This window comes from Micromonospora sp. KLBMP9576 (genome assembly GCF_050941805.1).
GTDB lineage: Bacteria > Actinomycetota > Actinomycetes > Mycobacteriales > Micromonosporaceae > Micromonospora.
In genome coordinates this window covers 1,155,736-1,169,234 of sequence record NZ_CP194567.1, presented here as the reverse complement: position 1 = coordinate 1,169,234, position 13,499 = coordinate 1,155,736, and the positions used below count along the sequence as shown (strand labels likewise).

Below are 13,499 nucleotides of genomic sequence, written 5' to 3'. Positions count from 1 at the left end.
CGGCGCACCGGCCAGCTACCAAAGTCGAGATCCGGCCTCGACTTCGGTAGCCGCCGTCCGAGACCGTCGGCCGCTGCGCCCGACCGGCCGGCGCGGGCACGCTGACCGGCATGATCGACGTGGCACACCTCACCAAACGGTACGGGCGGCACACCGCCGTCGATGACGTGTCGTTCCGCTGCGAGCCGGGCACCGTCACCGGGTTCCTGGGGCCGAACGGCGCCGGCAAGTCCACCACCATGCGGATGATCTGCGGCCTCACCCCGCCCAGCGGGGGCGGCGCCACCCTCGACGGCCGGCCCTACCGGGACCTGCCCAACCCGGGTCGCGAGATCGGGGTGCTGCTGGACGCCTCGGCGCAGCACGCCGGGCGCACCGGGCGGGAGGCGCTGGCCGTCGCCGCCGCGACCATGGGCGTGGACGGCCGGCGGGTCGCCACCACGCTCGACCTCGTCGGGCTGAACGCGGTCGCGGCGAAGCGCCGCGTCCGGGCGTACTCGTTGGGGATGCGGCAGCGGCTCGGCCTGGCGTTGGCGCTGCTGGGCGACCCCCGGGTCCTGATCCTCGACGAGCCGGCCAACGGCCTGGACCCGGAGGGGATCTTCTGGATGCGCGGCCTGCTGCGCGACTTCGCCGACCGGGGCGGCACCGTGCTGCTCTCCTCCCACCTGCTGCGGGAGGTGGAGGCGGTCGCGGACCGGCTGGTGGTCATCGGGGGCGGCCGGATCGTGGCCCAGGGCGACAAGGACGAGTTGCTGGCCGGCGGCGGGACGCTGGTGCGGGCCCGGGACGCGGCGGCGCTGCGCGGCGCGCTCGACCGGGCCGGGCTGGCGGTCTCCGAGGGCACCGACGGGCTGCTGGTGCGCGCCGACGCGGAGGCGGTCGGGCAGGCCGCCGCCGACGGCGGCGTCGCCCTCACCGAACTGCGGGCCGCCGGCAGCGGCGGCCTCGAACAGCTCTTCCTCACCCTGACCGCCGGCGCGTCGACCCGGGAGGCCGTCCGATGAGCACCACCACCACCGCACCCAGCGCCACCGCCCACCGCCGTCCCGATCCGCCCCGGCCGTCGCTGGTCCGGCTGACCGGGGTCGAGCTGCGCAAGCTCGTCGACACCCGGGCCGGGTTGTGGCTGCTCATCACCATCGGGCTGCTCGCCGCCGCCATCGTGGTGGTCCAGTTGGTCTGGGCGCCCGACGCCGAGCAGGACTTCGCCAACTTCTTCCTCCCGACGCTGCTGCCGGTCGGTGTGCTGCTACCGGTGCTGGGCATCCTGTCGGTCACCGGGGAGTGGTCCCAGCGCACCGCGCTGACCACGTTCGCCCTGGTGCCCCGGCGGGGCCGGGTGATCGCCGCGAAGCTGGCCGCGACGGTGCTGGCGGCCCTGGCGTCGGTGCTGGTCGGCCTTGCCGTGGCCGCCGTCGGCACGCTGGTGGCGGGTGCCACCGGCGGCGCGGGCACCTGGCGGTTCGAGGGGACCCTGCTGCTGCACGCGGCCCTGTTCCAGGTGATCAACGTGCTGATGGGCGTCGGCTTCGGCCTGCTGCTGCTCAACACCCCGCTGGCCATCGTCGGCTACCTGGTGCTGCCGATCATCTGGTCGGTCCTCGGCGGGATGATCCGGTCGCTGTCAGGTCCGGCGGGCTGGTTGGACACCGCCCGCACCATGGAACCCCTGTTGACCCCCGACGTCACCGCCGGGCAGTGGGCGCGGCTCGGGGTGTCGCTGCTGGTCTGGCTGGTCGCGCCGCTGGTCGCCGGGCTGATCCGTACGCTGCGCCGCGAGGTGTCGTGACGATGGACGGCTACGGCACTCCCACCCGCGTCGACGGCGGAACGGCGGAACTGGCGCTGCTCTGGGGCGGCTTCCCGGTGCTCGGCGCCGGCGCCGGCTGGCTGCTCGCCGCGGGCGCGAGGTGGATCACCGAGCTGCCCTGGGTGCCCTTCAAGGGGTTGTTCGAGCTGGTCGACGGGCTGCCCGACGCACAGGCCGGCATCGGCGGGGTGGCCCTCGGCGCGCTCGGCGGCCTGGCTGTCGCCGTCCTCGGCACCGCCGAGCGGCTCACCGTCACCGTCGACACCGGGCGGGCCCGGTTGCGGCGCGGCGGCGGCACGCGGGAGGTCGGGCGGCGGCAGGTGCGCGCGGTGTTCCTCGACGGCAAGCACCTGGTGCTGCTCGGTCACGAGGACGAGGAGCTGGCGCGGGAGAAGTCGGACCTCTCCGCCGCGCGGTTGGCCACCGCCTTCCGCGCGCACGGCTGGCCGTGGACGGACGCCGACCCGCACCGGGACGCGTACCGGCGGTGGGTGCCGGGCCTGCCCGGGCTGCCGGCCGGCGCGGACGCGCTGCTGCGGGCCCGGCAGCGGGCGCTCGACAAGGGCAGGGACGGCGAGGTCCGGGAGCTGCGCGACGAGCTGGCCCGCACCGGGTTGGTGGTCCGCGACGACCGCGAACGGCAGTACTGGCGGCTGACCCGGGCCGCCCCCGAGCCGCGGGACGCGACTTCCGCTGAGCCGGAGGGCGACGGCCGGTAGCGTTGCCGGGGACGGGGCCTTGGCACGGGGAGCGCGCGATGACCGAGCAGCAGCCGTACCGGGTGGTGGGGCGGCACCCCGGCTTCGAGCTGCGTCGCTACCCGGCGCACCTGGTGGCCGAGGTGCGGGCGGAGGGCGCCTTCGAGCAGGCCGCCCTGGACGCCTTCCGGCCGCTGGGCGCGTACGTCGGCGGGGCCAACCGGTCCCGGCAGACGATCGCGTGGGGGACGGGTCCGGAGACGATCGCGATGACGATCCCGTTCGTGCAGGAGGAGGGCGACCGGCCGGACCACTGGCTGGCGTGGCTCGTCATGCCCGTGGGTTTCACGCCGGACACGCTGCCCGTGCCCGCGGATCCCCGGGTGCACATCCGGGTGGTCCCGGAGCAGCTCGCCGCCGCGGTGCGCTTCGCGGGGCGCTGGACGGCCGGGGCGTTCGACCGGCGGGCGATCGCGCTGGGCCGCGCGGTCACCGCCGCCGGGCTGCGCCCCACCGGCGCGGTCCGGTACGCCCGCTTCGATCCGCCGCGCAAGCTGTGGTTCCTGCGCCGCAACGAGGTCGTGCTGCCGATCGCCGAGTGAGGCCGGGGTCCCGACCCCCGCACGGAGATTGACCCTGATCGTTCCCGGGTACCGGTGCTGGCGGGACGGGCGCGTCGGGCGGCCCGGGAAGGGGAGACGATGACCTCCACGGGAGGGGCCGCGGGCGGCGGCACCGGCATCTTCCGCCGCAAGCCGGTCGAGGAGATCGCCGACGAGACCGGGGACGGCCTGGCCCGTTCCCTGGGGCTCTGGCAGCTCACCGCCATCGGGGTGGGCGGCATCATCGGGGCGGGCGTATTCGCCCTGGCCGGCGCCGTGGCGAGCGAGACCGCCGGCCCGGCCGTGCTGATCTCGTTCCTGATCGCGGGGCTGGCCAGCGCGGCGGCGGCCCTGTCGTACGCCGAGTTCGCCGGCATGATCCCGAAGGCCGGCTCGGCCTACACCTACGGCTACGTGGTGCTCGGCGAGGCGGTGGGCTGGTTCATCGGCTGGGACCTGCTGCTGGAGTACACGGCGATCGTGGCCGTGGTGGCGATCGGCATCTCCGGCTACTTCTCGTTCCTCGTGGGTGAGCTGGGGCTGGACCTGCCGGCCTGGATGCTCGGGGCCCCGGGCACCGGCGAGGGCCGGGTGGTCGACCTGTTCGCGGTGGTCCTCTGCCTGCTCATCGCGTTCCTGCTGAACCTGGGCATCAGGTCGGCCGCCCGCTTCGAGACGATCGTCGTCGGGCTGAAGGTCGCCGTGGTGCTGCTGGTCGTCGTGGTCGGCTTCTTCCACATCCGCACCGAGAACTACTCGCCGTTCTTCCCCTACGGGCTGGGCGGGGCGTTCACGGGCGCGGCCACTGTCTTCTTCGCCGTGTTCGGCTACGACGCGATGAGCACCGCCGCCGAGGAGTCGAAGGACGCCCGCCGGCACATGCCCAAGGCGATCATCTACTCGCTGGCCATCTCGATGGTGCTCTACGTGCTGGCCACCCTGGTGCTGACCGGTATGCAGAACTACCGGGACATCGACCCGGAGAGCGGCTTCTCGTCCGCGTTCGCCTCCGTCGGGCTCTCCGGCCTGGCCAGCGTGATCGCCGTCGGCGCGATCATCGGCATCCTGACCGTGATGTTCACCTTCATGCTCGGCGTCACCCGGGTGTGGTTCTCGATGAGCCGCGACGGGCTGCTGCCGAAGTGGTTCGCCAAGCTGCACCCCGTCCGCCGGGTGCCCAGCCGGGTCACCTGGATCGTCGGCGTGGCCTCGGCCCTGATCGCCGGTTTCCTGCCGATCCGGGAGGCCGCCGAGCTGACCAACATCGGCATCCTGCTGGCGTTCGTGGTGGTCTGCGTCGCGGTGATCGTGCTGCGCTACCGCCGCCCCGAGGCGCCGCGTACCTTCCGGCTGCCGGGCATGCCGGTGGTGCCGGCCCTGGGCGCCGCCTTCTCGCTCTGGCTGATCACCTACCTGGCCCCGGCGACGTGGCTGCGCTTCGCCGCCTGGTTCGCGCTCGGCGCGATCGTCTACGCGCTCTACGGCTACCGCCGCTCGGCGCTCGCCCGCCGCGACCGGGAGGGCTGACCCCGCTCGCCCCCGCGCCGGGTGCGGCGTCGAGCGGCGCGCGGGGCCGCACCCTGGCCGGCGCGTCAACCGCCGGCGATGACGACGACGGCCAGGGCCGCGAGGAGCGCCGAGAACACCGTCGAGGTCAGCCGCCGCCACGGCGGCGCCCCGGCCAGCGACGGCAGGCCACCCCAGCGGTACGCGGCCAGGACGATCCCGGCCGCCGAGAGCCCGGCACCGACGGGCCAGAGCCAGCCGGGGACCACGGACCAGTTCCCCAGCGGATACGCCAGGCCGAGGTAGAGCACCGCCCAGGCGACGGCGGGCGCCAGGGTCAGCCGGTCGGGGGCCCGACGGGTGGCCCGGAGCAGGCTCAGCCCGCCGAGGAAGGTGAGCAGCACCGCGAGCCCGGCGCTGATCCAGACGGGCAGTGGCGCGACGCCGCCGTCGGCGTGCCCGCCGGGTGCCCCGAACAGCCGCAGCCCGATCGACTCGACGTTCCTGTCGGTGTTGCCCAGCACCACCACGCCCCGGCCGGTGGCCCGCTCGAAGCCCAGGTAGCTGCGGAAGCCGCCCGTCCCGCCGTTGTGCCAGACGATCTCGCGGTCGCCGTAGCGGGTGGTGACCCAGCCGTAGCCGATCCGGCTGTCGTCGTCCCTGGTGAAGCGTGCCGTGGCGGCGTCGGCGCCGGGCGCGGTGCCGGCGAGCGTCGCGCCGAGCAGCCGGGCCAGGTCCTCGGCGGTGGACCAGGGGCCGATGCCGGCCGGCGCGTAGCCGGCGCCGGCCCAGGCGTCGACCGCCCGACCGCCGGCGGTCGCGCCCTCGGCGTGCCCGGCCGGCAGGCCGTCGCCGCCGGTCACCACCACGGTCGCCGCCATGCCGAGCGGTCGCAGCAGCTCACGCTCCAACAGCTGCGGGTACGACGTGCCGGCCCGGGTGGCGAGCGCCTGCCCGAGCAGCGCCACCCCGAAGTTGGAGTAGTGCACCTGCCCGCGCCCGTCGCCGGGTTCCTCGTCGCCGGCGGCGTCGACCAGCCAGCGGACGTCCTGCCCGGCGTACGGGTTGCCGCCGGTCAGGTTCGCCCACCAGGTGCCGACCAGGTCCCCGGCCGAGGTGGCGAGGCGGGGCAGGCCGGAGCGGTGGCTGGCCAGCTCGGCGAGGGTGACCTCGCGGGCGGGCCCGGTCAGCTCGGGCAGCAGGGCGCCGACCGGCTCGTCGGGGCGTACCGCCCCGCTCGCCGTCTGCTGGGCGAGGAGCATCCCCGTCAGCACCTTGGTGATCGAGCCGATCTCGAAGGGGGTGTCCGGTCGCACGGGCCGGCCGGCCGGGTCGCGGTCGCCCAGGCCGGCGGTGCGGACCTGACCGTTGTCCAGCACGGCGACGGCGAGACCGCGGAGGCCCTCCGGGTCGGGCGTCGCCGCGCGGACGTCGGCGGCCAACGCGGCGTCGCCGGTGCTCTGCGCGGTCAGCCGGGGGGCACGCGGCATGACCCCGACGGCCGCGATCGCGGCCACGAGGCCGATGACCAGGGTGAGGGCGGTCGGCTTGCGCATGATGTCTTCCTTCCGTCGCGGGCTCCGGTCGGGCGCTGCCCGCCGAGGGGCGCGGTCGAGGTCAGCGGCGGGCGGCGGTGAGGATGGCCAGCAGCGGCACGACCCGTTCGGCCGGGACGGCGTAGTGGCCCCGGCCGGCGCTGCGCAGCCAGCCGGCGGCGGTGAGCTGGCGCAGGTGGTGGTGTAGCTGGCCGGTGGTGCCCAGGCCCTCGATCTCGGCCAGCTCGCCGGTGCCGTGCCGGCCGCCGAGGATCTCCCGCAGCAGGCTCAGCCGCACCGGGTGTGCGAGGGCGGTCAGCGCGGTGGCCAGTTCCGTCCAGTCGCCGGCGAGCACGTCGTCGACGGTGCGGCCGTACTGCCAGTCGTAGTGCTGGTCGTCCAGGTGGACGGTGCCGGTGTAGAGCACCGCGCCGCTGCCGTCGGACGGGATCCGTTGCTTCAGCCCGGACAGGGCCCAGAAGACGTCGTCGGCCGCCGGCACCGTCTCGGCCGGCACCGCCCCGGCCGCTGGCGGCGCCGCCGCGAAGCGCTCGACCAGCGCGGCGACCTGGGTCTCCAGCGCACTCAGCCGTTCCTCGATCTCTGTCATGCGTCGATACTACGAACTTACGTAGTTACGTGCAAGCCCGGGGTGGCCGTCCGGGACCGGCGGGCGGAGCCGGCGGGTCGCGGGCGGTCCCCACGGCCCGCCGGTCGCCAGCTCAGAAGTGGTACGCGGTGTGGTACTCCGGCACGATCACCCGGCTGCGCGGCGAGACCCGACGCACCGCCGCGAGGAGCGTGTCGAGCCGCTCGCGGTCCCCCGGGGCGACGGTCACCGGGTTACGCAGCTCGGTCTCGAAGTTGTCGAAGTGCACGGGCACCACGACCGCCGGCCGGTCCAGCGCGTCGAGCAGCCGCTCGGCGTAGTCGGCGGTGGAGGTGCTGCTCGGCAGCGCCACCATGGCCACGTCGGGGGCCAGCCCCGTCAGGTTCCGCTCGGCGAAGTCGCTGGCGCCCATGAAGAACACCGACGGGCCGCCGGCCACCCGCACCTGGTAGGCGAGGGTGTCGCCCTCGGGCAGGTCGGCAATGGTCTCCGGCTTCGCCGGCCTGCTGACCCGGACGCCGGGGAAGGCCATCGAGTACGACGCGTTGCGGCTGTGCAGCGAGCCGACCACCTCCACGGTGTACGCGCCGAAGTCCAGCACCTCCCCGCCCCGCACCGGGCTGAGCTTCCCCGCCGGCAACCCGTACGCCAGCCCGAGGTGGTACGCGGTGAGGGTGCCGACGGCCCGGGCGCCGGTGCGTCCGACGACGTACGGCACGTCCATGTAGTGGTCCCAGTGGGTGTGCGTGACGAGCACCGTCTCGGCCCGGTCCACCAGGGAGTCCACGACGTCGGTGCGGACCTCCAGTTTCGTGGCCTGGTCGAAGGCGCCCCGGAACAGCCCGGTGTCGATCCGGCTCAGGAAGGGGTCGACCAGGACGGTCCGGTTGCCGATGTCGATGCGCCAGGCCGACGTACCCCACCAGCGGAAGCTGACCGGGCCGCTGCGGCGGCTCGTCGAGGCGGCGGCCGGCGCGGCGGCGTGTGCCGGCCCGGTCCGGGCGGCGGCGGCGAGCCCGCCGGCGGAGAGCAGGGCGGTACTGGCGGCGGCGTCGCGCAGGAAGCGGCGGCGGTCGAGGTTGGGCATGCGGAGATCTCCCCGTCGTGGTGCTGATCGGTCGGTGTCGAGCCAATCAGCAGGACCCGGGCGCGGTCCAAGATCCGCAGCCGACACGGCCCATATCCGCGCGCATATCGGGCCAGCTCGGCGGCATCGGCCGCGACGCGGCGCGGCGCGCAAACTCAGCCGGCGCGCAGGGCCTCGACGGCGGTCCGGGCGGCCCGCCCCATGGCCAGGTCCACGTCGAGGCGGCGGGTGGCGAGCTGCGCGGCGCGCACGAAGACCGCGACCGCGTACCGGTGACCGTCGGGATACTCGGCGACGCCGGCCTCCAGGTGCAGGCCCGGCAGCGAACCGGTCTTGCCGGACACCCGCACCTCCGGCGGGAAGCCGGACGCCAGCCGCGTCCAGAAGAGCTGACGGCCCATCCAGCCCCGGACCATCGCGCACGCCTCGGGCGGGCCGGCCTCGTCCCGCCAGATCAGGCCGAGCAGCCGGGTGATCTCCCGGGCCGTGCTCGACGTGGTGTGCGCGGGGTCGAACATCCGCATCGCGCGGACCCGCTCGGGCGGCAGGGTGGGGAAGATCCGCGCGAAGTCCGCCTCCGTACGCGCGCCGACGTCGGCGAGCATCGTCTCGACCAGCTGCCGGGGCCCGCCGACGATCCGGGTACGCGCCAACCCCAGCTCGGTGGCGAGCATCGGCAGCACGTCCGCCCCGACCCGGCGCAGCAGCAGGTCGGCGGCGGTGTTGTCGCTGACCGACATGGCGAAGTAGGCCAGGTCCCGCAGCGACACCTCCGCGTCGTCGGCGCAGCCGGCGATCCCCCACCCGCCGAGGCGGTCGTCGGCGGTGACGAGGACCCGTTCGCGGGCGTCGAGCTGACCGGCGACGACCTGCCGGGCGAACTCCAGCACCAGCAGCACCTTGAAGATCGAGGCGATCACCACCTGCTCGTCCGCCCCGACGGCCACCTCCCGCTCCGGGCCGCCGAGGCGTTCCGTGCCGCCGGGCCGCCCCGGGCCGCCGGGGCGTTCCACTCCGACGCCGCGCCTCGTCCCACCTGGGCCGCGTTGCCCTGACCTCCCGCCGTGGGCCGCGTCGAGGTCGATGACGTGCAGGCAGCCGGCCACCCCGGCCCTTTCGAAGATCTCCGCGATACGCGCTGTCGCCACCCCGCGCACGCTACCGCCGGCCCCGGCGCACAGTGCGACAGCGCACGCCTCCCGACACCGCACATGGCCCTGCGCCATCCACCGCCGGTTAACGCGCACCACGCCCCTCGCCGCTACGGCATCGGCGAGGGGTGAGCCGCGCGGGGTGAGGGCGAGGCGGTGGGCGGCGAAGGGCGAGTGGTGGCGGCGAGGGGCGAGGGATGGGCGGTGGGCGACGAAGGGCCAGGGATGGGCGCGGGCAGCGAGGGGCTGGTGGTTGGCGGCGAGATGAATCTTGGTGTGAAACCACACGCGAACAGCTCACGCGCGAACAGCACGACCAACGGACGCGCGACCAGCGTGACCAGTGCACGCGCGAACCGCGCAGCATGACGTAACGCCCGCGTAGGGTTCGGCCGTGGACCTGCTCCGGCACCTGCGGCACTTCGTGGTGGTCGCCCACGAGCTGCACTTCGGGCGGGCCGCCGAGCTGCTCGGCATGGCCCAACCGCCGCTGAGCCAGTCGGTGCAGCGGCTGGAGCGGGAGTTGGCCGTGGAGCTGTTCGACCGTTCCCGGCGGCAGGTGCGGCTGACCACCGCCGGCCAGCTGCTGCTCGGCGAGGCCGAGGAACTGCTGGCCGGGGAGGGCCGGCTACGCAACCTGATGCGGCAGGTCCGCGACGGGGTGTCGGGGGTGCTCCGGGCGGGCGTACCGCCGGAGACGCCCGCGGTGACCCTGCGCGAGCTGCTCGACCGGCTCAGCGACCGCGCGCCCGGGCTCGACGTGGACCTGCACGAGCTGACCAGCGGCGAGCAGGAACGGATGCTGGGCGAGGGGCGGCTCGACGTCGGCCTGCTGCACCACCCCGTCACCGACGACGGGCTGCGCCTCGGCGCCGCCGTCGACGTACCGCTGGGGGTGCTGTTGCCGCGCGCCTCGGCGCTGGCCCTCGGTCGGGAGGTCGAGCTGGCGGCGCTCGCCGGCCTCGACCTGGTCACCGCGCCCCGGGCCACCGCGCCCGGCTGGCACGACCATCTGCTGGGGGTCTGCCGCCGGCACGGTTTCACGCCGGGGCGGGTCCGGCCGGCGCGCAACCCGGAGTTCCTGTTCGGGTTGGTGCTGGCCGGCGGCGGGGTGGCGGTCGAGCCGGCGGCGACGGCCCGCCGCGAACCCCGGATCGCCTGGCGGCCCATCGCCGGGGCCCCGCTCGTCCGGCGCACCTCGGCGGCCTGGCCGCGCCGGGGGGCGCACCCGGCCGCGCCGATGTTCGGGCAGCTCGCGGCGGAGGTGCTGGCGGACGGGGCGGCACCGCCGGCACCGCCGCCCGTGCCGGCGCCGCGCCCCTGGCCGGTGCTCTTCGGCGAGCCGGCCCGAGTCCGGGATCACCGGTTGGAAGGCCCCCCGCAAGGGGTACGCCACCAATCGGCGCCGGGGCCCGCGCGCCCCGGCGCACCGACCCGCACCCGCGAAGGAGCCTCGATGGCACGCACGATTCCCGACATCACCCTGAACGACGGCAACACCATCCCGCAGCTCGGCTTCGGGGTGTTCCAGATCGAGCCGAAGGACACCGTGGCGGCGGTGCGCAAGGCGTTGGAGGTCGGCTACCGGCACGTCGACACCGCCCAGATGTACGGCAACGAGGCCGAGGTCGGCCAGGCGATCCGGGAGGCCGGACTGGACCGCGACGAGGTGTTCGTGACCAGCAAGCTGAACAACGCCTTCCACCGGCCCGACGACGCCCGCGCGGCGTTCGAGTCGACGCTGTCGGCCCTGCGGACGGACCACCTCGACCTGTTCCTGATCCACTGGCCGCTGCCGACCCGCTACGACGGGGACTTCGTCTCGACCTGGCAGGTGCTGGAGGAGTTCCGGCGCGACGGTCGGGCCCGCTCGATCGGGGTGTCGAACTTCCAGGTGCCGCACCTGGAGCGGCTGGCCGCCGAGACGGACGTGGTGCCGGCGGTCAACCAGGTCGAGGCGCACCCGTACTTCGGCAACGAGCAGGTGCGCGCGTACGGCGCGGCACACGACATCCGCACCGAGGCGTGGTCGCCGATCGCGCAGGGCAGGGTGCTCACCGACCCGGTGATCGTGGACATCGCCGAGCAGGTCGGCCGGACCCCGGCCCAGGTGGTGCTGCGCTGGCACGTGCAGCGTGGCGACATCGTCTTCCCGAAGTCGACCACCCCGCAGCGGATCGAGGAGAACTTCCGGATCTTCGACTTCACGCTGGACGACGCGACGATGGAGCGGATCACCGGGCTGGACCGGGGGCCGGCCGGCAGGCAGGGTTCCGACCCGGACACCTTCGACTACATCCCGGCCTGACGGACCCCGACGGGCCGCCCGGCCGGCGTGCGGGACGCCGTCGCGGCGGCTGGGCCGGTTCGGGGACGAGGACCACCTCAGCCTCTCCGGATCGTTGAATCAGGCGATCGACCACGCGCATGACGAGGGGGCCGACCGGACTGGTCGGCTTCTTTGTCGTACGCGTGCGGTTTCATCGACGGGCACACGGTCGACCACTGACGGTTCACACCGCACCGGGCGGCCCACGACACGCGACGGCGGCGATGCCGGGACCCACGCGACAGCCACACCGCCCCGGCCCGCGCCCGCCGCACGCATGAGAGAGCTAGGGACACATGACACGAAATACCGGCCTGGCCATCGAGGCCGAGGGGCTGACCCGGTCGTTCGGGGCCACCCGGGCGCTCGCCGGCATCGACCTGCGGGTCCCCGCCGGCACCGTCTACGGGCTGCTCGGCCCGAACGGCGCCGGCAAGACCACGGCGGTACGGGTGCTGGCGACCCTGCTGCGTCCCGACGGCGGGCGGGCGCGGGTCTTCGGGCACGACGTCGTCGCCGAGGCCGACGCCGTGCGCGCCCGGATGAGCCTGACGGGCCAGTACGCCTCGGTGGACGAGGACCTGACCGGGCGGGAGAATCTCGTGCTCCTCGCCCGTCTGCTCGGGCACCGCAAGCCGGCCGCGAGGGACCGGGCCGAGAGCATGCTCGCCGCGTTCGGCCTGACCGAGGCGGGCGACCGGCAGGTCAAGAAATACTCGGGCGGCATGCGGCGGCGCATCGACATCGCGGCGAGCATCCTCAACACCCCCGACCTGCTCTTCCTCGACGAACCGACGACGGGGCTCGACCCGCGCAGCCGCAACCAGGTGTGGGAGATCGTGCGGGCCGTCGTGGCGCACGGCACGACCGTGCTGCTGACCACGCAATACCTCGACGAGGCGGACCAGCTCGCCGGCCGCATCGCGGTGGTGGACCACGGCCGGGTGATCGCGGAGGGCACCCCGGGCGAGTTGAAGTCCTCGGTCGGCTCCGGCACCGTGCACGTGCGGCTGCGCGACCCGGATCGCAGGCCCGAGGCCGAGAAGCTGCTCGGGGCGGCGCTCGGCGTGTCGGTGCAGCTCGAAGCCGATCCGGTCGCGCTGACCGCGCGGGTCGGCGGGGCGGGCAGCGACCTCGACGCCAGCGCGCAGGCCGCCCGGGCGCTCGGGGACCTGGCCGGCGCCGGCATCGTCGTCGACGACTTCTCCCTGGGTCAGCCGAGCCTCGACGAGGTCTTCCTGGCCCTGACCGATCACCCCGCCGTCGCCGCCGACGAGCGCGACGAGCAGCTGGAGGCAGCCCGATGAGCGACGCCACCACCACCACGACCGGGCGGGCCCCGACCGTCTACGTACCGTCGGCGCAGGCTCTCTCCACCGTCCTCGCGCCCGGCTCGCGACCGGCGGGGCCGAACGCCCTGGCGGCGTCGCTCACGTTCGGCTGGCGCGCGCTGCTGAAGATCAAGCACGTGCCGGAGCAGTTGTTCGACGTGACGGCGTTCCCGATCATCATGGTGCTGATGTTCACGTACCTGTTCGGCGGCGCCCTCGCCGACAGCCCGCGCGACTACCTCCAGTTCTTCCTGCCCGGCATCATGGTGACGAGCGTCGTGATGATCACGATGTACACCGGGGTCGGGCTGAACACCGACATCGAGAAGGGTGTCTTCGACCGGTTCCGGACGCTGCCGGTCTGGCGGCCGGCCCCGCTGGTCGGCATGATCTTCGGCGACGTGCTGCGCTACGTGCTGGCGGCCGTGGTGATCCTCGGCGTCGGGCTGGCGCTGGGCTTCCGGCCCGACGGCGGCCCGCTCGGCGTGCTGGCCGGGATCGGCCTGCTGGTGGTCTTCTCGTTCGCGTTCTCCTGGGTCTGGACGTTCTTCGGTCTCGTCCTGCGCAGCGAGAAGTCCGTGATGGGGGTGAGCATGATGGTGCTCTTCCCGCTGACCTTCCTGAGCAACGTGTTCGTCGAGCCCACCACGATGCCCGGCTGGCTCCAGGCGTTCGTCAAGGTCAACCCGATCACGCAGCTCGTGGCGTCGGTGCGCGCCGTGATGTCGGGCACGGCCGACCCTTCGGCCACGATGTGGACGCTGCTGTGGAGCGCCGGCTTCGTGCTGGTCTTCGGCACGCTGACCATGTACCGCTACAACCGTCGCTGACCGACCG

12 protein-coding genes and 1 pseudogene are annotated in these 13,499 nt (G+C 74.4%); 9 read left to right on the top strand and 4 right to left on the bottom strand.

All coding sequences use genetic code 11. From position 1 onward, the window contains the following. The first annotated feature begins 110 nt into the window (after nucleotides 1-110). From ACQ452_RS05485 to ACQ452_RS05465, 5 genes are all read left to right on the top strand, one after another. Nucleotides 111-1,007 (top strand): ABC transporter ATP-binding protein, encoded by an 897-nt coding sequence (locus ACQ452_RS05485; RefSeq protein ID WP_433390477.1) that lies wholly within the window; start codon nucleotides 111-113, stop codon nucleotides 1,005-1,007. Next, nucleotides 1,004-1,792 (top strand): ABC transporter permease, encoded by a 789-nt coding sequence (locus ACQ452_RS05480; protein ID WP_433390474.1) that lies wholly within the window; start codon nucleotides 1,004-1,006, stop codon nucleotides 1,790-1,792. Before ACQ452_RS05485 ends, ACQ452_RS05480 begins: the two co-directional genes overlap by 4 nt. Nucleotides 1,793-1,794: 2 nt before the next feature. Continuing rightward, nucleotides 1,795-2,532 (top strand): YqeB family protein, encoded by a 738-nt coding sequence (locus tag ACQ452_RS05475; protein WP_433390472.1) that lies wholly within the window; start codon nucleotides 1,795-1,797, stop codon nucleotides 2,530-2,532. A 38-nt stretch (nucleotides 2,533-2,570) separates the two neighbouring features. Beyond that, nucleotides 2,571-3,113 (top strand): SOUL family heme-binding protein, encoded by a 543-nt coding sequence (locus ACQ452_RS05470; RefSeq protein ID WP_433390471.1) that lies wholly within the window; start codon nucleotides 2,571-2,573, stop codon nucleotides 3,111-3,113. 99 nt (nucleotides 3,114-3,212) lie between these two features. Further along, on the top strand, nucleotides 3,213-4,640 hold the full coding sequence (locus ACQ452_RS05465) for an amino acid permease (RefSeq protein WP_433390469.1): 1,428 nt from the start codon (nucleotides 3,213-3,215) through the stop codon (nucleotides 4,638-4,640). 65 nt (nucleotides 4,641-4,705) lie between these two features. On the opposite strand, the gene ACQ452_RS05460 is transcribed toward ACQ452_RS05465, so the two are convergent. The 4 genes from ACQ452_RS05460 to ACQ452_RS05445 form a co-directional block, all read right to left on the bottom strand. Beyond that, nucleotides 4,706-6,175, bottom strand: coding sequence for a serine hydrolase domain-containing protein (locus ACQ452_RS05460; RefSeq protein ID WP_433390467.1), 1,470 nt, complete (start codon nucleotides 6,173-6,175; stop codon nucleotides 4,706-4,708). A gap of 61 nt (nucleotides 6,176-6,236) precedes the next feature. Further along, nucleotides 6,237-6,764: an ArsR/SmtB family transcription factor gene (locus ACQ452_RS05455; protein WP_433390465.1), complete on the bottom strand. Its 528-nt coding sequence runs from the start codon at nucleotides 6,762-6,764 to the stop codon at nucleotides 6,237-6,239. A 112-nt stretch (nucleotides 6,765-6,876) separates the two neighbouring features. Beyond that, nucleotides 6,877-7,851 carry an MBL fold metallo-hydrolase gene (locus tag ACQ452_RS05450; protein ID WP_433390463.1) on the bottom strand — a complete coding sequence of 325 codons (975 nt, stop codon included), beginning with the start codon at nucleotides 7,849-7,851 and terminating at the stop codon, nucleotides 6,877-6,879. A gap of 155 nt (nucleotides 7,852-8,006) precedes the next feature. Further along, complete coding sequence (locus ACQ452_RS05445; protein ID WP_433390462.1) at nucleotides 8,007-8,999, bottom strand: serine hydrolase; 993 nt, start codon at nucleotides 8,997-8,999, stop codon at nucleotides 8,007-8,009. 397 nt (nucleotides 9,000-9,396) lie between these two features. Here ACQ452_RS05445 and ACQ452_RS05440 point away from each other — a divergent pair. The 4 genes and pseudogenes from ACQ452_RS05440 to ACQ452_RS05425 form a co-directional block, all read left to right on the top strand. Continuing rightward, nucleotides 9,397-10,209, top strand: a pseudogene (locus ACQ452_RS05440) (LysR family transcriptional regulator); the annotation flags it as partial. 249 nt (nucleotides 10,210-10,458) lie between these two features. Further along, complete coding sequence (locus ACQ452_RS05435) at nucleotides 10,459-11,310, top strand: aldo/keto reductase (protein ID WP_433393993.1); 852 nt, start codon at nucleotides 10,459-10,461, stop codon at nucleotides 11,308-11,310. A 317-nt stretch (nucleotides 11,311-11,627) separates the two neighbouring features. Continuing rightward, nucleotides 11,628-12,638, top strand: a complete 1,011-nt coding sequence (locus tag ACQ452_RS05430; RefSeq protein WP_433390461.1) for an ATP-binding cassette domain-containing protein — start codon at nucleotides 11,628-11,630, stop codon at nucleotides 12,636-12,638. Continuing rightward, on the top strand, nucleotides 12,635-13,492 hold the full coding sequence (locus ACQ452_RS05425) for an ABC transporter permease (protein ID WP_433390459.1): 858 nt from the start codon (nucleotides 12,635-12,637) through the stop codon (nucleotides 13,490-13,492). Before ACQ452_RS05430 ends, ACQ452_RS05425 begins: the two co-directional genes overlap by 4 nt. The last annotated feature ends 7 nt before the right edge of the window (nucleotides 13,493-13,499 follow it).